This is a genomic window from Pedobacter sp. 10L46_2 (assembly GCF_056395165.1).
Genome location: NZ_JBFTIZ010000012.1, coordinates 1 through 21834 on the forward strand (window position 1 = coordinate 1; position 21834 = coordinate 21834).

The window sequence follows — 21834 nt, forward strand, 5'->3', positions numbered from 1 at the left end:
GGACAGGATAGTGCATGACACTTATGTCAAATTAATTACGGATAATAGTGAGTTGCTTAGGATTTCCGGGCAACTCATTATTAATCAAATATGAGACCATGTATTAAGACGTTGCTGCAGAAATGTGCAGTATTTGGGCTTTTGTTTGCCGTTAACCTTACGGCCCTTGCCCAGAAATTAAGTGTAAATGACCTTAAGGTTGAGCACCTTAAAAATCCACTGGCTATTGAAACGCCAAAACCCAGGTTTAGCTGGAAAATCATTTCAACAGTAAAAAATACCTTACAATCTTCTTATGAAATTAGAGTAGGCACTAGTAAGGCCTCAGTGAATGCAGGTAAGGATCTTGTCTGGAAAGGATCTACCACAGGAGATCAATCTGTATTGATCGAATATGCAGGATCAGAATTACAATCAAAAAAGAGATATTATTGGCAGGTTAGGGTAAAAGACAATCACGGCAATACATCTGCCTGGTCTGAACCTGGTCTCTTTCAAATGGGAATTGCTCCGACAGACTGGACCGCAAAATGGATCACCGTAGCGGGAAAAGATAGTTCTGCAAGAAGCCCGCTTTTTAGAAAGGAATTCTCCTTACAAAAGAAAGTCAAATCGGCTATAGCCTACATTACTGCAAAAGGATTGTACGAAGCCAACATCAATGGTCAGCGCGTAAGCGATACCTATTTTGCACCGGGATGGACCAGTTATAAAGATCACCTGCAATACCAGGTATACGACATAACTGCTGCTTTGAAAAGTGGAGCTAATGTATTGGGTGTAAGTCTAGGAAATGGATGGTACAAAGGGCGAATCGGTTTTGGAAATCAGCACAACTTTTATGGTGATACACGCGGATTGCTGATGCAGGTAGAGGTGGAATACACTGATGGTACCAAGGAATCGATAAATACAGATGAGAGCTGGAAATATACCTATGGACCAATTATGGCTTCGGACATTTATGATGGTGAGATCTATGATGCCAGGATGGAAATAGCCGGCTGGAACAATACAGGCTTTAAAGAAGATGCTGCATGGACTGCAGTTGGTACAATGGAAAAAGGTACTGAAAAGCTGGTGGCTATGAGTGGTCCGCCGGTAAGGAAACATGAGCAATTTAAAGCACTTAAAGTTTTCAAAACGCCAGCAGGAGAGACAGTAGTGGATTTCGGGCAAAATCTGGTGGGTTGGGTTATGCTTAAAGCTAAAGGTACTGCAGGAACGAAGATCACTTTGAGCCATGCAGAGGTACTTACAAAAGAGGGTAACTTTTATACGGTAAATCTGAGATCTGCAAAGGCACAGGACACTTATATATTAAAGGAAAATACAGAGCAGGTTTTTGAACCTCATTTTACTTTTCAGGGATTCAGATATGTGAAGGTAGAAGGCTATCCAGGAGAATTGAAAACTGAGGACCTAACCGCAGTTGCTGTGTATTCGGATATGGAAACAACAGGCAAGTTTTCGACGTCTAATGCCATGCTGAATCAATTACAGCACAACATCCAATGGGGGCAAAAAGGAAACTTTGTAGATGTACCGACTGATTGCCCGCAGCGCGATGAGCGTTTGGGCTGGACAGGAGACGCACAGGCTTTTGCCAATACAGCAGCTTATAATATGGATGTTGCCGGATTTTTTACCAAATGGTTAAAAGATGTAAAAACAGATCAACAACCTAATGGCCTGATCCCGCATGTGATCCCAAATGTATTAGGACCAAATGATGGTGCATCTGCAGGATGGGCGGATGTATCTACAATTATTCCATGGGATATGTATGTTGCTTACGGTGATCGCAGGATATTGGAAACACAATATGAAAGTATGCAGAAATGGGTGGGTTATATTTCATCCGTTGCAAAGAACAATCTTTGGAATTCAGGTTTCCACTTTGGCGACTGGCTGTTCTATCGTCCGAATGATGATAATGATGGCAGGGCTGCAGTAACCGATAAATATTTGATTGCGCAGACCTTTTATGCGCATTCTACACAGTTGCTGATCAATGCGGCAAAAGTATTAGGTAAACAGGATGATGTAGCTAAATACACCGCACTTCTTGCTGAGATCAAAGCAGCATTTGTGAAGGAGTACATGACGCCAACTGGCCGATTGGTATCTGGAACGCAGACCGCTTATGTTTTAGCTCTTCATTTTGACATGCTGCCCGAAGAACTGAGAGCGCCATGCGCTGAACGCCTGGTTGCTAATGTCCGCGACTATGGAAATCACCTGACAACCGGCTTTTTGGGTACACCTTATTTATGCCATGTACTGACCAGATTTGGACACAACAATGTTGCTTACGATCTTTTAATGCAGGAAAGCTATCCTTCGTGGCTTTATCCTGTAAAAATGGGCGCTACTACGATATGGGAAAGATGGGACGGTATTAAACCTGATGGATCTTTTCAAACTCCTGATATGAACTCTTATAATCACTATGCTTATGGTGCTATAGGTGACTGGATGTATAGAACAATTGCAGGAATAAATTCGGTAGCTGATCAGCCAGGGTATAAGTCTATTGTTATTGCGCCGAAACCAGGTGGAAAAATAACTAACGCATCGGCAGAATTAGAAACTGTATATGGCACGGTAAAATCAGCATGGACATTGGAAAATGGATTGTTAAAGCTTGATGTTACGGTACCAGCAAATACCAAAGCTAAGATCGTATTGCCAGATACAACTAAAGAAATTGGATCTGGTAGTTATCACTTTGAAAGTAAAATTTAATAAAAGAAAAAAGGCCGGTATCATGATTAATGATACCGGCCTTTTTTCTTTTATTACCTTGCTAAAGGTATTTGATATTATTTTATGTCAAACCACAGTCTTGTAGTTAATATATCCGCACCTTGTCTTGCTACTGCGGCTTTATAATTTGTCCCGTTAAGCGATTGTTCACGTCCTGGATATATAAATCTTACAGGTAGTTTTCCGCCTAATGTACCTGCAACGGCAGGAGTAAGTTCCGGATAATCCAATCTTCTCCACTCAGCAAAGGCTTCTAGTCCCTGTCCAAATAAAGCAATCCATTTTTGGTCACCAATAGATTTTTTGTAATTACCAGCGTTATACTTTACGGCAGGAAGGTTTGTATATGTAGTGATTTCACCTTCTGTAACCCCATATTGCCTTAATGATTCTTCAACGGCTTGTTTATACAAAGCTGCCGGATCCTCACTGCTAAAACCACGCGCTGCTATCTCTGCACGATCAAATAATACCTCAGCATAGCTGATGATAACCGCAGGTGCAGAAGGAGCAAGGAAGTAAGTGCCGGGTTTAGAAGTTTTATTTAAACCAAGGCTGTTGGCATCACTGGTTAGCAAACCATTTGGAACGCCCACATAAGTTTCAGGCGTCGCATCTTTAGTAGGGCTGGCAAATATTGGCAAACGCGGATCACCTAAGCTCCTCAATTTATCTACAATTGTTTTGCTTATCCTATGGTCGTTACGTGTGTCAAATGTATTACTTATCGGGTTTTGATTAGGAGAAGCAACATATACCAATTGTGCTATTTCAGCATTGCTACTAATGTAGGCGCCACCTTCTGCTGCAATTTCTGCCAACACGGATTTGGTTTTCTCTGGTTCACGGTCGGCTATTCGGAGTGCTATGCGCAGCCTTAATGCATTTGCGAATTTTTTCCAGCGATCTATCTTACCAGCATAAATGATGTCACCTGCAATTGCCTTACCATTCAGATCGAGATCAGCTTGTGCAGATTTCAAATCATTAAGTAATCCGAAATAAACATCTTTTTGGGTATCATATACTGGAGTTACGAATTTTTTGATCTGGATAGATTGAGAATAGGGTATATCTCCGTAAGCATCTGTTAACAATAGAAATGTCCATGATCTTAATACTTTAGCTACGCCTCTGTAATTGGTGTTTTGTTGTGCATCGGCTAGCTCAATCAGTTTGTTAAGATTGGTAATACCTTTTGTATATCCGGTGTTCCATAAATCCTGAAGATCGGTATTAGAAAAAATATAACGATCGGCATCAGTATACTGTATTTTTGACCAGTGCTGAACAAATAGCAGACTTGAGTTAATATTGTTAGTTCCCCAGTATGCATCAGCAGTGTTCTTTATAGCACCTGTTAGCAAATAATCAGGAAGGGGGTTTTCTGCAGCGTTGGGATTTTTGTTGATATCTGCCAGCTCGTCTTTGCACGAAGTGAAAGCCGTTGCTATAATTGCAGAAAAAAGGATTGGAATATATTTGAATTTCATGATGTCTAGAATTTAAAATTAAGGTTAAAACCAAATGATCTTGTTGTTGGAAGAGTTAGGTCCTCCAGACCCTGAGCGTTTCCTGTGTTGAATGCAGTTTCAGGGTCAATATTTGGTACATCTTTATGGATGATCCAAAGATTACGTCCCACTATTGAGAAAGTAGCGTCCTGTAACCCGATCTTTTTAACCCATTGCGAAGGAATGTTGTAGCTCAATCTAGCTTCTCTTAATTTGATATAAGAAGCGCTGTAAACAAATTGCTCATCTGCATTGGTTGTAGCTTTGTAATACTCTTCTGCAGGAATGATTTTATTGTTCTTAGTGCCATCAGCCAGAACGCCGTCAAAGATCATCCCGTCATTAAATGTTGTTCCTCCTGAGGTATAGGTAAGTCCGCCATTTTCAGCATTTCTTCCTCTCATTGTACTTGCCAGTACACCCGTATAAGTTCCTGTAGCGTTACTACCAGAGAATACCTTACCACCAATTCTGGCGACTACGAGGAAATTCACATTAATTGTATAGCTGCTAATGCGTCCTTCTTTATCCAATTCTGTAACCTTACTGCGATTACGTGAATAGTTTAAATTGATGTCCCAGCTAAAGTCTTTAAGTTTAACAGGGGTTAAACCTAGTTGAACTTCTATTCCTTTGTTATTGATACTTCCGCCATTAATAAGTTTTTGTGTATATCCTGTTCCTGAACTTACATCAACTTTTAAAATCTGATTAATACTGTTTGTATTGTACACACTTAGATCCAGCTTGATGCGGTTATCAAACAACCCAATTTCGGCACCCGCCTCAGTCGATTTGGTGATTTCTGGCAGAAGGTTTGGATTAAGGTCGATCGTATTAACTGATTGTTGTGGATTTCCATCAAATGGAGCAGTGAAGCTATAGGTATTGATCAGTTGATAAGGGTCTGTTGCCTTTCCTACTTTAGACCAGCCTCCTCTTAGTTTAGCGAAACTAAGCACCTCGCTTTTAATATCAAAAGCTTCTGTAAGAATTAAACTTCCATTAACAGAAGGGTAGAAATAAGATAAGTTCGGTTTTGGTAAACTGGAATCCCAGTCGTTACGTGCTGTTAAATTCAGATATGCATAATCTCTAAAGCCCAACTGAGCGGATCCAAATAAACTATAGGTTCTAAGTTTGGTGTAAACGTTTGAAGATACCAATGGATCTCTGGAGTTGCTCAAGGTATATAAGCCGTTTACTGCCAACTTGGTCGCTTTCTGATCGTTTTGTTCGAAAGTTGAAGTTCTAATGTTTCCGCCACCCAAAATATCTATTGAGAAATCTGAATTCAGTTTCTTATTGAACTCTAAACGACCTTCGGTATTATTTTCATTAACCGTATATGCATCTTCCTCATATGAACCGAATGGGGTACCATTTGTTCCATAAGCGATTTTGATCTTTCTACGGTCTGTATAGTAATCATTTCCTGTCCTGAAGTTGGCTGAAAGTGCGCTTGTAATTTTATAATTTAATTCTGCATTACCAATAATGCGATCACGTTTCTGACCAACTGTATTTTCATAGGCTATGAAATAAGGGTTACTATAGTAACTATTGTTCCAGTTAAAGTCGTTTCCGTTTTCGTCTTTATAGTTTTTAAGCTGACTAACATCTACCTGTCTTCCAAACCATGTAAATTGAAGCATCGGGCCAGTTGCACGTTTTCCGCCTGAGGCAGGAAGGTTATCGGCATTGCTTTTTATATAATTTGCAGAAGCGTTTAAAGTTAATTTAGGAGTGATTCTGTACGTGGTATTCAATAATAATGAATTCTTGTCCTGAGAAGAATTTGGCAGTATACCACCTTGCGTAAGGTTGTTGTAAGAGAAACGGACATCTTGTTTTTCTCCAGAGCCTGCAATGGCAATACCATTATTAAGCGCAAAACCTGTTTCAAAGAAATCCTTAACATTATCTGGATGAGCAATAAATGGAACAGCAACACCTTTAGAGTTAAACTGAGGAATTAAACGGCCATCCAATGCTGGTCCCCAGCTTTCATCTACACCGTCGTTTACACCTCCACCTTTTCCATCTACAAAGCTAAACTTGCCGCTTGTACCTTGTCCGAATGAGTTTTGATAATCCGGTAAGGTCAATAGGTTTGAAAATGTAGCGTTGGAGTTAACACTGATACCTAAACCCTTTTGGCCTCTGCCAGTTTTGGTTTTAATAAGGATAACACCTGCTGCTGCACGTGATCCATATAGTGCTGCTGCATTTGGACCTTTAAGTACACTGATTGATTCAATGTCTTCTGAATTAATATCCGAAATGGTATTGGCAAAATCCCTTGATCCAGCTATACCTAGATTCTGCGAATTATCAACGGGTACTCCGTCCACTACAAAGAGGGGTTGGTTGTTACCTGATATAGAGGTTTCACCACGAATAATAATTCTTGATGAACCCATATCGCCCTGGCTATTTGTAGTTTGCACACCGGCAATTTTTCCGGCCAGAGAGTTGATTATATTGGTTTCTTTTGCGGTAGCAATATCTTTAGATTTTAATTCCTGAACAGCATATCCCAACGATTTCTTTTCTTTAGAAATCCCAAGGGCTGTAACAACAACTTCACTTAAAGCATTTGCCGAAACATCAAGCGCAATATTTAATGTAGTTGTAGCTGCGGTAATGGTTACTTCTTTTGTAGTATATCCAAGATAAGATATACTAAGTACATCATTAACATCTGCAGCTAGAGAAAACTTACCGCTGCCATCTGTAGTTGTTCCGCTTTTTTTACCTTTTATGGTAATTGATGCTCCTGGAATAGTCTCCCCGTCGGGGTTTCCGGTAACAGTACCTGTTATTTTAACAGATTGTGCCTGTACGGTTTGCAGGAAAAAAAAGGATATAAGAATCCCTGCAAAAATTTTGTATATTTTTAACATGTGAATTAAATAAATGGGTGTATAATAAATTCTTTGGGTTGCATTAAATAGAGCAACAGTGCATTCGTTTTTGAGTGATCATAAGACCAGATGAAGGGTAATGAGATGGAGATGAGCAGCGCATTTCTTTTTGGTGTACTTTCTGTGTCATGTTTTTATACATTTATAGTTTAGGTCATCCCTTACATACTTTGTCGCGAACAGAATTAGATTTGGTTATGATGATTGATAAGGAGCATTGCGCTGTTTAATCTTATCTTTTCCGCTTTGCAGCGAATTGGAATTAGCACCTTTTACAATAAATTGTAGAGGTTGCTAAGACATCATAGGGCCAATCCCTCAGTCTTTCTTGATAAGCAGGAAGTTTTAAGAACCATTTGCTGCGACAAATATAAGAATAATCTAGTATTCCTATAGAAATTAATAAAATAAATATTCTGTATTTTGAGCAGGACAGTACAGGTTGCTGAAAATGACTAAGAAAATTAACATTGTAAACACACTAAACTTTACCTGAATTATATTCTAATGAAATTTCTTTATTCTTTCTTGCTGATGCTCTTCACCATTTCTATGGCAGAAAAAGCATACTCTAATGAAGTTAAACCCTCAGGTTTGCAATGCGAACATTTAATAAACCCAATTGGGGTAGATTTGTTAAATCCGCGCTTGTCGTGGATGATGACAGATACCCGTCAGGGTGCTAAACAAACTGCTTATAGAATTATTGTAGGTAAAGATTCATCAGAAGTAGCAAAAAAAAGGGGCCTTTCGTGGGAGTCGGGCAAAGTAGCCTCGTCTGCAAATCTTGTTAATTATAAAGGCAAAACCTTAGAGCCGTTCACTAAATACTACTGGTCTGTTGAGCTTTGGGATAAAGATGGTAAACCAGCTTCATCTGGCGGGGTAGCAACTTTCGAAACAGGAATGATGAAAGTCGACAACTGGAAAGGTACCTGGATCAGTGATGGTAACGATATCGATAAACGCGAGGCTCCATATTTCAGAAAAGTATTTGAACCTTCTAAAAAAATAAAATCTGCAAGGGCATATATTGCTGCTGCTGGTTTGTACGAATTATATTTAAATGGGAAAAAAGTAGGGAACCATAGACTTGACCCTATGTACACCCGTTTCGACAGACGTAACTTATATGTTTCTTACGATGTTACTGCCCAACTTCAAAAAGGTAAAAATGCTGTTGGTGTTTTACTTGGTAATGGATGGTATAACCATCAATCTATTGCGGTATGGAATTTTGACAAGGCACCCTGGAGAGCAAGACCTACTTTTTGTCTGGATTTAAGAATCACCTATGAAGATGGAACTGTTGATGTGGTTACTTCCGGGGGCGACTGGAAAACAAGTTCAAGTCCGATAGTACTCAACAATATTTACACTGCCGAGCATTATGATGCACGCAAGGAGCAACCGGGTTGGAATACTGCAGATTTTGATGATAAAAAGTGGAATGGCATCTCGCTTAGAGCTGCCCCGTCCAATAATGTTGTAAGTCAGGTTATGCAGCCAATTCGTAATGTCGAAGAAATTCCTTCTAAAACAATGCAAAAGGTTAACGACACTGTATATGTTTTTGATCTGGGCCGCAATATCTCTGGAGTTACAAAAATTAAAGTAAGCGGAGAGGAAGGCACTGTTATTCGTATTAAGCATGGCGAACGCTTGCATGCTAACGGAAGGCTAGACCTATCTAATATTGATGTTTACTATCGCCCTAAAGATAATACCGATCCTTTTCAAACAGATATCGTTACCTTATCAGGTAAAGGAGAACTTGAGTTTATGCCTAAGTTCAATTACAAAGGATTCCAGTATGTTGAGGTGATCAGCAGTAAGCCGGTACAATTAACCAAAGAAAGCATCACCGGTTACTTTATGCACAGTGATGTTACCCCGACAGGTAAAATAAGCTCTTCAAATAAGCTAATTGATCGACTATGGTGGGCAACTAACAATTCTTACTTGTCTAATCTAATGGGATATCCTACCGATTGTCCGCAAAGAGAAAAGAATGGATGGACTGGCGATGGACACTTTGCTGTTGAAACAGGCCTGTTTAATTTTGACGGTATTACAGTTTATGAAAAATGGCTTGCCGACCACAGGGACGAACAACAACCAAATGGCGTACTTCCTGATATTATACCTACAGGTGGATGGGGTTATGGATCGGCAAATGGAACTGACTGGACAAGTACAATTGCTATAATTCCATGGAATATATACATGTTTTATGGCGATAGTAAGTTGCTTTCAGATTCTTACAACAGCATTAAACGGTATGTGAATTACATAGAGCAAATTAGTCCTGCAGGATTAACAACCTTTGGCAGAGGCGATTGGGTGCCTGTTAAATCACAATCGTCATTGGAATATACCTCTTCTACTTATTACTATGTAGATGCAGTTATCCTTGCAAAGGCTGCAAAAATGTTTGGTAAGCAGGCCGATTATAGCTATTACAGCAACCTTGCAGAGAAAATTAAAAAGGCAATAAACGATAAGTATTTAAACCGCACAACGGGCATTTATGCATCAGGTGTACAAACTGAATTAAGTGTTGCCCTGCAATGGGGATTGGTACCTGAAGAGCTTATTACAAAAGTTGCAGAGAACCTTGCTAAAAGAGTTGCTGCCGATGGAATGCACCTTGACGTGGGTGTTTTGGGTGCAAAAGCAATATTAAATGCATTGAGTGACAATGGTCAGGCCGAAACAGCATATAAACTTGCAGCTCAGGATACCTACCCTTCATGGGGATGGTGGATTGTGAATGGAGCAACTACCTTATACGAAAACTGGGATATAAAAGCCGAAAGAGACATTTCTTTAAACCATATGATGTTTGGCGAAATAGGTGGCTGGTTCTTTAAAGGTTTGGGTGGAATTCACCCTGATGAACAACAACCGGGATTTAAGAATATTCAGCTTCGTCCTAATTTCGTTTCAGGGTTAGAACATTTCGAGGCAGAGCACGACGGTCCTTATGGTAAGATCATATCTTCATGGAAAAGATCAGGAAATGCTGTAATCTATACCGTAACTATTCCGGCAAATTCAAGTGCTACAATTACTTTCCCATTAACAGAGGGGAAAAAGGCCTTTAAAGATGGAAAAGCTGTTGCTGCCAAAACAAACATTGGAGCAGGTAAATATCAGTTTGAAATCAAATAGCAGTTATTTGTCTGGTATGGACCAATTGCATTAAATTACTTACTTTTAGAAAGATGAAGACTAAGTTTTTTGATTTTATTCATATTGATGAGTATTCTGCAACGCCTAAATATCTGCAACTGTCCAGTGCAATTATAAAAGCCGTTGAGCTGGGTAAATTAAAGAAAGACAATTTATTGCCTTCTATTAATGAGTTGAGCTATAAGTTGGAGATCTCGCGTGACACCGCTGAAAAAGGATACAAGTACCTTAAAAACATAGGTGTAATTAATTCCGTTCCGGGTAAAGGCTATTATATTGCCAATATAGATTTTAAGCAGAAACTAAAGGTGTTTCTGCTTTTCAATAAACTTAGCGCACACAAAAAGATTGTTTACGATGCATTTATTGCTGCATTGGGTGAGGATGTATCTGTAGATTTTTATATCTATAACAATGATTTCAGGCTTTTTAAACGATTTCTGACCGATAAAAAAGAAGAATATTCTCACTATGTGATCATTCCTCATTTTATTGAAGGCGAGGAATATGCCAGAGATATCATCAATACCATTCCAAAAGAAAAACTGGTTTTACTGGATAAAAAAATAAAAGGGGTTGATGGCGACTATGCTGCGGCTTATGAGAATTTTGAAAAGAATATTTACGACGCTTTGGAACAGGCCCGTAATGAGCTCAGCAAATACCACACACTAAAAATCATTTTCCCTAAAAAAAGCTATTTCCCTAAAGAGATTTTAGATGGGTTCCATCGCTTTTGTCAGCAGTATGCCTTTTCTCATCATGTAGTAAGTGATATATCTATTGAGCCAATAAACGAAGGAGAAGCTTTTATTAATTTAATGGAAGCCGATCTGGTTATTTTATTAGAACGGCTTATTAGTATGAAATATAAAATAGGAAAGAATGTAGGCGTAATATCTTACAATGAGACCCCTTTAAAGAAAATATTATTAAACGGTATTACTACTATTTCAACTGACTTTAAATTTATGGGTACAGTGGCTGCAAATCTTATCCTGGATAACTCCAGGCGCCATATCGAAGTACCTTTTTACTATACCCGCAGAGCATCAATCTAATTTTTTTTAGACTGTAACGAATTTATTTGTACTTCTTCATGATAGTACATGACAGTTTTAAAAATCTACTTGTATAAATTAGGCTTATTATTTTAACCAAATATAAAGTTCAATAAGTATGCAAGTAATTTTCGGGGTCATTTTCCATTTTATAGGAGGCTTTGCCTCTGGTAGTTTTTATATTCCTTATAAGAAGGTTAAGGGATGGGCCTGGGAGAGTTACTGGATTGTAGGTGGTATCTTTTCATGGTTGCTTGTGCCGCCTTTTGCAGCATGGCTTACTATTCCCGGTTTTACAGATATCATTGCTGCAACAAACGGTAAAATCTTATTACTTACTTACTTTTTCGGCGCCTTATGGGGAATAGGTGGCTTAACTTATGGTTTGGGTGTAAGGTATCTTGGGGTATCATTAGGAAGCTCTATTATTCTTGGATTATGTTCTGTTTTCGGAGCAATAATCCCTTCTGTATATTATAATTTTAATCCAAAACCGGGCAAGGATAGTTTAACAGATATGTTGAACAGCCAATGGGGGCAAATGGTTTTACTGGGTTTAGCAATCTGTGTTATCGGAATTATAGTTTGTGGCAAGGCCGGTGGCATGAAAGAAAAAGACCTGGTAGCGGCAGGTAAAGCCGATCCATCTAATGACGAATACAAAATTGGTCTGGGCCTTACTGTATCTATCATTTCAGGTATCCTTAGTGCTTGTTTTGCCTTTGGTATTGATGCCGGAAAAGACATGGCCAATGCCGCAAATGATATTTGGAAAAGCACACATCCGGGGCAGGGCGAATTMCTTTTCCAGAACAATGTAACCTATATCCTCATATTATGGGGAGGGTTAACTACCAACCTGATCTGGTGTATGATCTTGAATTTCCGTAACAAGACTTTTGGTGATTATACCAACAAAGAGACACCTCTTTTAAAGAACTACATATTTTCTGCGCTGGCAGGTACCACTTGGTTTTTGCAATTCTTCTTTTATGGAATGGGCGAAAGTAAACTAGGTAACGGAGCCAGTTCATGGATACTGCACATGGCATTTATCATTCTGATTGCTAACGCCTGGGGTCTTGCATTAAAGGAATGGTCGGGAGTTAAGAAGAAAACTTTCGGGACCGTGATAGCAGGTATAGCTATTATTATTATTTCTGTGCTAATTGTTGGCTACGGAAACTCAATCAAGTAAATACAAATTTAATTAATGAAATATTTTTATGACTGTTAGAACAACTGATTTTAAACATGTAAGTTATTTGTGGGATGATGCAAAGGCTGCAGAACTGGCTGGTGATGAGGTTGCATTGTTAATCTACCGTTCAAATTTACTAGGTGCTGATCTAAGACTTACAAATTACGGAGGTGGCAATACCTCTTGTAAGGCAATTACAAAGCACCCTTTAACCGGGCAGGATACCGAGGTAATGTGGGTTAAAGGATCCGGAGGAGATCTAGGTACATTGAAACAAAGCGGTTTAGCTGCATTGTATGTGGATAGCTTGCGAAATCTTAAAAATATTTACAGAGGACTTGCACATGAAGATGAAATGGTTGAATTATTTAACCATTGCATATATGACCTGAAATCTAAAGCTCCATCTATTGACACGCCATTACATGGTTTTTTACCTTTTAAACACATAGATCACCTGCATCCCGATGCTGCCATTGCAATAGCGGCAGCTAAAGATGGTGAACGTATCACTAAAGAATTATTTAACGGAACAATTGGCTGGGTGCCATGGCAAAAACCAGGTTTTGAGCTTGGATTGCAATTGCGTAAATGTTTAGATGACAATCCAGGCATAAGAGGCATTATGTTAGGCTCGCATGGGCTGTTTACCTGGGGAGATACAGCCTTCGAAAGTTATATCAATACACTTGAAGTAATAGAAAAATGTGCCGAATATCTTGAAGCCAACTACGGTAAGAAAAAACCTGTATTTGGAGGTCAGAAAATTGAAAGCGCCGCACAAAATCTACGGCGTAAGCAAGCCGCTGCTATTGCTCCTGTCTTAAGAGGATTCTGCTCAAGTGAAAACCATATGGCTGGTCATTTTACTGATGATGCAAGAGTGCTGGAGTTTATTAACTCTAATGATTTAGATCGTTTAGCACCACTTGGAACAAGTTGTCCTGATCATTTTCTGCGCACTAAGATAAGTCCGCTTGTACTTAAACTTGCTCCTAATGAAGACATCAGTGATGTTAAAGCGCTGAAAGAAAGATTGGCCCCTGAATTTGAAGCATATCGTAAAATGTATGCCGAATATTATAATTCTTGTAAACATGATAACAGTCCGGCGATGCGTGATGCTAATCCGGTAATTATATTATATCCTGGAATAGGAATGTTTTCTTTCTCTAAGGATAAACAAACTGCCAGAGTTGCTGCCGAGTTTTATACTAATGCCATCAATGTAATGAAAGGCGCTGAAGCCATATCTGAATACACTTCTTTACCGAGACAGGAAGCATTCAATATTGAATACTGGCTTTTGGAAGAGGCAAAATTGCAAAGAATGCCTAAACCAAAACCACTTTCGGGTAAAGTAGCCCTCATTACTGGCAGCGCCGGCGGTATTGGTAAAGCCATTGCCCGCAAATTTATAGAAGAAGGTGCATGTGCTGTAATCAATGATAATGATGCAGGCAGGCTGCAAAAAGCGAACGACAGCTTTAACAATGAGTTCGGTAAGGATGCTTATACTGCAGTAATATTAGATGTGACTGATTCAGCAAGCATTAAAAATGCTTTTGAAGAAGCAAGTCTGGAATTTGGAGGGGTAGATATAGTGGTAAATTGTGCCGGTATCTCTATTTCAAAACCTATTGAAGAGCATACTGAAAAAGATTGGGACCTTTTATATGATATTCTGGTAAAGGGCCAATTTCTAGTTACTCAGGCTGGAGTAGAGGTAATGCGTAAACAGGCTATTGGTGGCGATGTATTGAATATAGTTAGCAAAAATGCGTTGGTTTCAGGACCAAACAACGCGGGCTATGGATCTGCAAAAGCTGCTCAGTTACACTTAAGCAGATTAAATGCAGCTGAACTTGGGACAGATCATATCCGCGTAAACACAGTTAACCCTGATGCTGTAATATCAGACAGTAAGATTTGGGAAGGCGAATGGGCTGCAGGCAGAGCTAAAGCATATGGAATTACGGTACAAGAGTTGCCAGCTTTCTATGCAAAGCGTACCTTGCTTAATGAAGTGATATTGCCTGAGGATATTTCTAATGCATGTTTTGCTTTTGTTGGCGGACTAATGAATAAATCAACAGGTAATGTATTGAATGTGGATGGGGGCGTTGCAAATGCCTTTGTTCGTTAAAACTTAAAACCTACACAGATGAAACTAGAAAATTATCAATTAGAATCACATAATAGCGACCTTTTGGCCAAACATGAGCGTCAGCTTGATTTCATTACATCAGAAATTTCTAATGCTCAAAGTATTATTCAGAAACTGGTAGATTTCCAGATTGCTATTCCAAGTTGGGCTTTAGGTACAGGTGGAACAAGATTTGGGCGTTTCTCTTCAGGGGGTGAGCCTAGAAATCTGGAAGAAAAAATTGAAGATATAGGTTTGCTTCACAAGCTTAATGGCTCAAGCGGTGCTATTTCTTTGCACATTCCATGGGATGTTGCTGATAATACCAATGCAATTAAAGCTTTAGCTGCACAACATGGTTTACGTTTTGATGCTATGAACTCAAATACGTTTCAGGATCAGCCAGATCAGGCACAAAGTTATAAATTCGGGTCGTTACAGCATGTAGATAAAGCAGTGAGGAAACATGCCATTGACCATAACATAGAAGTTATTCGTCAGGGTGTTGAATTGGGATCTAAAGCACTTACTGTGTGGCTGGCAGATGGATCTTGTTTCCCGGGGCAGCTTAATTTCAGAAAAGCCTTCCATAACACTTTAGAAAGTTTACGCGAAATTTATGCGGCTTTACCAAATGACTGGAAGATATTTGTAGAGTATAAAGCTTTTGAGCCTAATTTTTATTCAACTACTGTTGGAGACTGGGGACAATCTTTATTATTTGCCAATAAACTAGGGCCAAAAGCATATACTTTGGTAGATCTTGGTCACCACCTGCCAAATGCAAATATTGAGCAAATTGTTTCGCTTTTGCTGATGGAAGAAAAGCTAGGTGGTTTCCATTTTAACGATTCAAAATATGGCGATGATGATTTAACCGCCGGTAGCATTAAACCGTATCAACTGTTCCTTATATTTAATGAACTTGTTGAAGGCATGGATGCCCGTGGAATGGATCATAGAGAAGATCTGGGTTGGATGATTGATGCATCACATAATGTAAAAGATCCGCTCGAAGACCTTTTACAATCTGTTGAAGCTATAATGATTGCTTACGCTCAGGCGCTATCTGTTGATCGTGTTGCTTTACAGGAAGCACAAGCTATTAATGATGTAGCACGCAGTCAGGAGATCTTACAGCAGGCTTTCAGAACAGACGTACGTCCGTTGGTAGCAGAAGCACGCTTACGTTCAGGAGCAGCATTATCACCACTTCAGGCTTTCAGAAAATTCAATGTGCGACAAGAGTTAATTAAAAACCGTGGAGCAAAAACGGTAGCAACAGGGTTGTAATTGATGGGAGTTAAAATGAAGGCAATCCCTGTAATAGCGATTTTCGATGTTGGTAAGACCAATAAGAAGCTGTTTCTTTTTGATGAGAACTATAAAATAGTTTTTGAGAGATCGGCACGGTTTACTGAAACTGTAGATGAGGATGGGGACCCGTGTGAGAATTTGGAAAGCCTAAGGCTATCTGTTTTTGATTCCTTAAGGGAGGTTTTTAGAAATCCGGCTTTCGAAATAAAGTCTATTAATTTTGCAACTTACGGTGCCAGCTTTGTTTATATAGATGAGGCCGGGAATCCTTTGGCACCACTATATAATTATCTGAAAGCCTATCCAGAGGAACTTACAGAACAATTCTATAATGCCTACGGGGGAAAAGAAGCATTCTCTAATCTCACCGCATCTCCGGTATTGGGGAGCCTGAATTCGGGAATGCAGTTGTATCGGATTAAGTACGAGAACCCTGACCTGTTTAAAAGAATAAAGTATGCGCTTCATTTGCCGCAATACCTTAGTTATCTGATTTCGGGCGAAGCATATTCTGATCTTACGAGTATTGGCTGTCATACCAATTTATGGGATTTCACTAAAAGCACTTACCATGAATGGGTTAAAAAGGAAGGTATATTGGAAAAGCTTGCACCTATTGTTCCTTCAAACAGTGTAATGCCAGCTGCATTTCCTGGCAACAATTATGCTGTAGGGGCAGGGTTTCATGATAGCTCAGCAGCTTTGGTGCCTTATCTGGTAAATTTCCATGAGCCATTTATTTTATTATCTACCGGTACATGGTGCATTAGCCTTAACCCTTTTAACGCTAGTCCGCTTACTGCAGAAGAGTTAGAAAATGATTGCCTTTGTTATTTGCAATACGAGGGTAAGCCGGTTAAAGCATCACGTCTTTTTTCAGGATATGAGCATGAACAACAGGTGAAACGAATTGCAGCTCATTTCGGTACAGACATCATCACTTATCGCTCTGTTCCGTACGATCCAAAGATCATTGAAGAGCTGGAGCATAAGCCCCAATCGGATATTACTTCTTTTGCAGAGCGTAACCTGGCAGACTATTCATCAGATATTATAGCTTATCATCAACTCGTTTTAGATCTGGTAAATCTGCAATATATAGCTACAAACAGGGTGCTTAAAGGCACCAAGGTAAAACGAATATTTGTAGACGGAGGATTTAGTAAAAACGCCATATTTATGAATTTGCTAGCCATTGCATTTCCTGAGCTTGAAGTATTTGCAGCCTTTATGGCGCAGGCAACTGCAGTAGGAGCGGCTTTGGCCATTCACAAATCATGGAACACTAAACCCTTACCAAATGATATTATTGAACTAAAGTATTATTCTGTAGTTCAGCACCAGAATTAATTATCGTGAGGCAAATTTAGCGGTAATTAATATTGGTTAATTTTAGTTTATGAATTAAGTCGCCTTAACGGGCGACTTTTTATATTTAGACAAGTTGATGAGTAAAACACTGGCCAGAATAACAATTAAACCCGTTATCTGAATAATGCTTATGATCTCATTTGCAAAAAATACAGCAAGTAATACCGCAACCACAGGGTTTACATAAGCGTAAGTACTTACTTGTGTTGCAGGGCGAACCTGTAGTAGCCATACATAGGCGCTAAATGCCACTATTGATCCGAATATGATCAGATAGGCAATTGACCACCATGCTGATTCGGAAACATTTTGAAACTGAAAACCATTCATTTCTCCGGCAATCATACTTCCCGGTATAAATAAAACTCCTGCAATTAACATCTGCCATGCAGTAGAAACCGATGCAGGAGTATCAGGCGCAGGATGATATTTTGAATACAACGATCCACCAGCCCAGCCAATCGGACCAATAATCAACAGGATCATTCCCAGAACATTTCGAGAATCTTGCTGCACAGAAAAACTAGCAGTTAGCTGTTCCCAAAATAAAAGGATTACACCTAAAAAGCCGATGATTAAACCGGCAACAGTAAATTTGTTGCTAAAGTTTTCTTTCCACTTGCCCTTATCTAATATCACAAACCAGATTGCGGCTGACGAAACCATAATGGCAACCAGTCCACTTGGTAAAAATTGTTCTACCCAGATCACTATTCCATTACCCACGCCGAGCATCAGTATACCACTTATACCTGCATGAAATATATTCTTTTTATTAAATACCGGCAAACCATTTAAAATACACCAGCTAAGCAGGAGTGTGCCCGCAATGATAAATCTAAATGCACCTAAAAAGAATGGTGGAAAGCCGGCTACAGCTTTAGAAATGAAAAAATAGGTTGATCCCCATACCGCGTAAACGATAAGAAAGGCCAACAGAACAAGTAAAAGTGGGGCAGATTTTTTTTGAACGGAGGGCATAATTATTTTTTAACAAATAGAACATTTATCAAAGAGAAAACCATTCTTTAATAAATTATATAACAATTCTATTACCAAAGGTGCCTTGTATTGGCTTTACAGCTCTTCTCCGGTTGTTGACCTTATTTCGTTTCTTACATTAATGCTAACACCGTCTTTATTAACCACCGAATAATCGATTTCAATTGAACTGCTGTTAATCTTTATTTCATTAATAACACCGCTTCTAATTTCTCCGATTTTTTCAAGAAGATCTATGTCGTATTTTACTGAATTATCAGCCAGTCTTTTACAAACAAAATGAAAATCGCTGGTTACCAGAATATATTCTGAATCAGAAAGGGCCTTTTCAGCGTATTTAAGGTCTCTTGGAGAAGGAAAACTTCCTGCCAGGGTTCCTTGCTGATTGTATATGTAATTTACAGAGCTTACAATCTTACCAGCAACGTCTAATTTGCTTTTTGTGATCTCGGTAAGGCTGTTAGTCCATGGCAACATTTCAGAAGTGAAAGGCTCATCTTTGCCAGGTATTACGGAGGTGTAAGTATTCGTAATTGCACTGCTGTTGATGTCAATTTTAGTGAAGTCTTCAATAAACGGATCGGCCGCATTATTTATCTGGCTTTCTCTCATTTGCCGGGTGATATAAATAACTTTATTTACTTCCTTTATTCTGATATAAAAATTATAACCTACCTGAACTTTGGTTCCACTGGCTGTTGGAATTTCAGTAGGGTCTTCGGTGTAAGTTTTAACCTTTAATTGATTGCCAGACCCATCAAAATAGCCGATCCAGTATTTTTTGTCCTTAGCTCCGGCAATTACATAACTGCCTTTACTATCTTTAAAAACCAATACTTTAACGATCAGGTTTTGTTTATCCGAGATTTTTAGATTTAATCTTTTAACCAAAGAGTCATTGCCTAAACTAACATCATCGCCAGGTTGGTTTTCAGCAGGTTTCTTACTGCAACTTGCAATTGCAAGGCATATCATTACCAATAGAGTTAAATGTAGTTTCATTAGGTTAGTTTGGTTCTTTGTTGTTGTATTGATTTTTCTGATCCGTACAGAACTTGATAAGGTAAATATATTGTTTTGTATTAAATAGTTAAAGCCTAATTGTTATATTTTTCTGGTGATGATAGTTATTATTGCTTTTAGTGTTAGATAATGCGTTAATGTCTGAAACAAGCATTAATGTATTCAATCAATTTTATATATTTGCGGACTTTGTCTTCGTAGTTCAATGGATAGAATGTCAGATTCCGGTTCTGATGATGGGGGTTCGAATCCCTTCGAGGACACACAATTTAGAAAACCGTCTTTATTTAATCAAGACGGTTTTTTTATTAATATACTTACTCATTGCTTCTTGTATTAGAGTATATAAATGGTTCGGTCCAGGCTTAGTAATAACAGGTGTTTCACAGGTGTTATATAGGTGTATAAGCGCGTAAAGTATTGTTATGAGTACTTCCATATTTAATGATCATGGCTGATATTATATGGAATCTGATAGGAGGGATATAAACGCAGAAAGCGTGGAACCCCACTTACCGAGCCAGAGGTCCTAGGAGACCGCGCAACGAAAAGCAGAGCCCACGCTTATCGCGTGAGCACTCTTCACTTATCCTCTTGCTGCTATTTGAAATTTCCTAGGTTTCTGGCTCAAGATTCTTAAGTGCTAAATGCCTCAAATATTTTGAAGATTTCGCAAATTTATAATATTAGCTTGTTACATATCTTTTTAGTTTTATCAAATATACTAAAGCCCTATTTAAGAACAGTAATTTCTATATAGTTAATTTGTGCAAGAATAATTAAAAATTTGAAAGAAAAATCAATATTTTGTAGATATTCAAATTGAATTGAATGATACCGAGAGTTTACTTTATAAATAATTTTATATATTAAAGGCATTGTAAATATAACCAAATGAAAAAACCCTTACTATTCCTGATCCTTACTTTTTTGACCTTTTCCCTATATGCAAATATCCGTTTGCCAAATATATTAGGCAGCAATATGGTATTACAGCAGAAATCAACCACTAAGTTTTGGGGCTGGGGTTTGCCTGGTGAAAAGATAAAAATTACTACTTCATGGGATAATAAAACCATAGAAGCATTAACAGATGGAAATGCAAGCTGGCAAATTAGTATTCAAACACCACAAGCAGGTGGACCCTATACTGTTTTGCTTGAAGGTGAAAATAAAATTACACTCGAAAATATATTTATAGGAGAAGTATGGGTGTGCAGCGGACAATCTAACATGGAATGGAGTCATAATAATGGACTTACAAGCATTAAAAACGAATTTTCGCAACTTAGCAAACTAAATATCAAACTATTCAGAATACCTAAAACAACTTCAAAAACACCTCAGGATAATACCGAGGGTACCTGGGTGGCTTGCGATAGCAATACCTTAAAGGCATTTAGTGCTGTAGGCTATTATTTTGGGAAAGAGCTGAATAAGGATTTGAATGTACCGATAGGACTGATCAGCAGCAATTGGGGCGGTACACCGGCCGAAGTTTGGACCCCTGAAAATTTAGTAGAAGGTAACACGGTTTTAAAGGATGCAGCAGCAAAAAAAACGCCTGCTCCATGGTGGCCTACTGCCCCAGGTTATGCTTACAATGCAATGATTGCCCCGCTCGTTAATTATAACATAGCAGGTTCAATCTGGTACCAAGGCGAAAGTAACACCACAACTGCATCAAGTTATACTGAATTAATGAATACCATGATAAGTGCCTGGCGCAAGGCCTGGAATAACAATTTCCCATTTTATTATGTACAAATAGCTCCTTATAAGTATGATAGTTATAATATCGGTGCATTATTGAGGGAAGCACAGACAAAGAATCTGGCTACAGAAAAAACAGGAATGGTAGTAGTTTCAGATTTGGTTAGCGATACACTAAACATCCATCCGACCAATAAGAAGGATGTAGGTCTGCGGTTGGCCAATTTGGCTTTAGTCGAGACTTACGGTTTAAAAAAAAGCGCATATAAAAGCCCGATTTTTAACTCTTTAAATGTAAATGGAAGTAATGCAGAGATTGATTTAGATTACGCCGAAACAGGATTAATGCTGAAGGGCGACAAACCAAAGGAGATTTTTATAGCTGGCGCCGATAAGGTGTTTCACCCTGCAACGGTTAAAATAAAAGGAAATAAAATCATTGTTTCAAATAAGCTGGTAAAAGTACCGGTTGCTGTTCGCTACCAATTTAGCAATGCAGGCCTAGGTAACCTTTTTAGTAAAGCTGGCTTGCCCGTAGCACCTTTTAGAACAGACGATTGGGAACTTGATATCAGTAAGATAAAGTAATATTTGA

12 protein-coding genes, 1 tRNA gene and 1 riboswitch are annotated in these 21834 nt (G+C 38.7%); of the genes, 9 read left to right on the forward strand and 4 right to left on the reverse strand.

What is annotated here, in order from left to right; all coding sequences use genetic code 11:
• The first annotated feature begins 90 nt into the window (after positions 1-90).
• Complete coding sequence (locus tag AC1DDX_RS02935; protein WP_172659522.1) at positions 91-2748, forward strand: glycoside hydrolase family 78 protein; 2658 nt, start codon at positions 91-93, stop codon at positions 2746-2748.
• Positions 2749-2825: 77 nt separating this feature from the next.
• Here the strand turns inward: AC1DDX_RS02935 and AC1DDX_RS02940 are convergent, their stop codons facing one another.
• Both AC1DDX_RS02940 and AC1DDX_RS02945 read right to left on the reverse strand, forming a co-directional pair.
• Positions 2826-4262, reverse strand: a complete 1437-nt coding sequence (locus tag AC1DDX_RS02940; protein WP_172659523.1) for a SusD/RagB family nutrient-binding outer membrane lipoprotein — start codon at positions 4260-4262, stop codon at positions 2826-2828.
• 5 nt (positions 4263-4267) lie between these two features.
• A complete protein-coding gene (locus AC1DDX_RS02945) occupies positions 4268-7189 on the reverse strand; it encodes a SusC/RagA family TonB-linked outer membrane protein (protein ID WP_477621767.1) in 2922 nt (973 codons plus the stop codon).
• Positions 7190-7439: 250 nt separating this feature from the next.
• Positions 7440-7548: riboswitch (SAM riboswitch) on the reverse strand.
• 169 nt (positions 7549-7717) lie between these two features.
• Here AC1DDX_RS02945 and AC1DDX_RS02950 point away from each other — a divergent pair.
• The 6 genes from AC1DDX_RS02950 (at position 7718) to AC1DDX_RS02975 (ending at position 17480) form a co-directional block, all read left to right on the forward strand.
• Positions 7718-10384 carry an alpha-L-rhamnosidase gene (locus tag AC1DDX_RS02950; protein WP_337716408.1) on the forward strand — a complete coding sequence of 889 codons (2667 nt, stop codon included), beginning with the start codon at positions 7718-7720 and terminating at the stop codon, positions 10382-10384.
• Between the two features lie 53 nt (positions 10385-10437).
• Positions 10438-11466, forward strand: a complete 1029-nt coding sequence (locus AC1DDX_RS02955) for a GntR family transcriptional regulator (RefSeq protein WP_048907015.1) — start codon at positions 10438-10440, stop codon at positions 11464-11466.
• A 118-nt stretch (positions 11467-11584) separates the two neighbouring features.
• Positions 11585-12664, forward strand: a complete 1080-nt coding sequence (rhaT, locus tag AC1DDX_RS02960; protein ID WP_477621768.1) for an L-rhamnose/proton symporter RhaT — start codon at positions 11585-11587, stop codon at positions 12662-12664.
• A gap of 28 nt (positions 12665-12692) precedes the next feature.
• On the forward strand, positions 12693-14813 hold the full coding sequence (locus AC1DDX_RS02965) for a bifunctional aldolase/short-chain dehydrogenase (protein WP_337716413.1): 2121 nt from the start codon (positions 12693-12695) through the stop codon (positions 14811-14813).
• An 18-nt stretch (positions 14814-14831) separates the two neighbouring features.
• On the forward strand, positions 14832-16106 hold the full coding sequence (locus tag AC1DDX_RS02970; protein WP_337716415.1) for a sugar isomerase: 1275 nt from the start codon (positions 14832-14834) through the stop codon (positions 16104-16106).
• 15 nt (positions 16107-16121) lie between these two features.
• Complete coding sequence (locus AC1DDX_RS02975; protein WP_172659529.1) at positions 16122-17480, forward strand: FGGY-family carbohydrate kinase; 1359 nt, start codon at positions 16122-16124, stop codon at positions 17478-17480.
• A gap of 54 nt (positions 17481-17534) precedes the next feature.
• On the opposite strand, the gene AC1DDX_RS02980 is transcribed toward AC1DDX_RS02975, so the two are convergent.
• Positions 17535-18482, reverse strand: a complete 948-nt coding sequence (locus AC1DDX_RS02980; protein WP_337716417.1) for an EamA family transporter — start codon at positions 18480-18482, stop codon at positions 17535-17537.
• A gap of 96 nt (positions 18483-18578) precedes the next feature.
• The gene (locus AC1DDX_RS02985; protein WP_288881070.1) at positions 18579-19505 is read right to left on the reverse strand and encodes a hypothetical protein; all 927 of its coding nucleotides are present in this window, start codon (positions 19503-19505) and stop codon (positions 18579-18581) included.
• Positions 19506-19717: 212 nt separating this feature from the next.
• Here AC1DDX_RS02985 and AC1DDX_RS02990 point away from each other — a divergent pair.
• Both AC1DDX_RS02990 and AC1DDX_RS02995 read left to right on the forward strand, forming a co-directional pair.
• Positions 19718-19789 (forward strand) — tRNA-Arg (locus AC1DDX_RS02990).
• Positions 19790-20420: 631 nt separating this feature from the next.
• Positions 20421-21827, forward strand: coding sequence for a sialate O-acetylesterase (locus AC1DDX_RS02995; protein ID WP_337716419.1), 1407 nt, complete (start codon positions 20421-20423; stop codon positions 21825-21827).
• Positions 21828-21834: the final 7 nt, after the last annotated feature.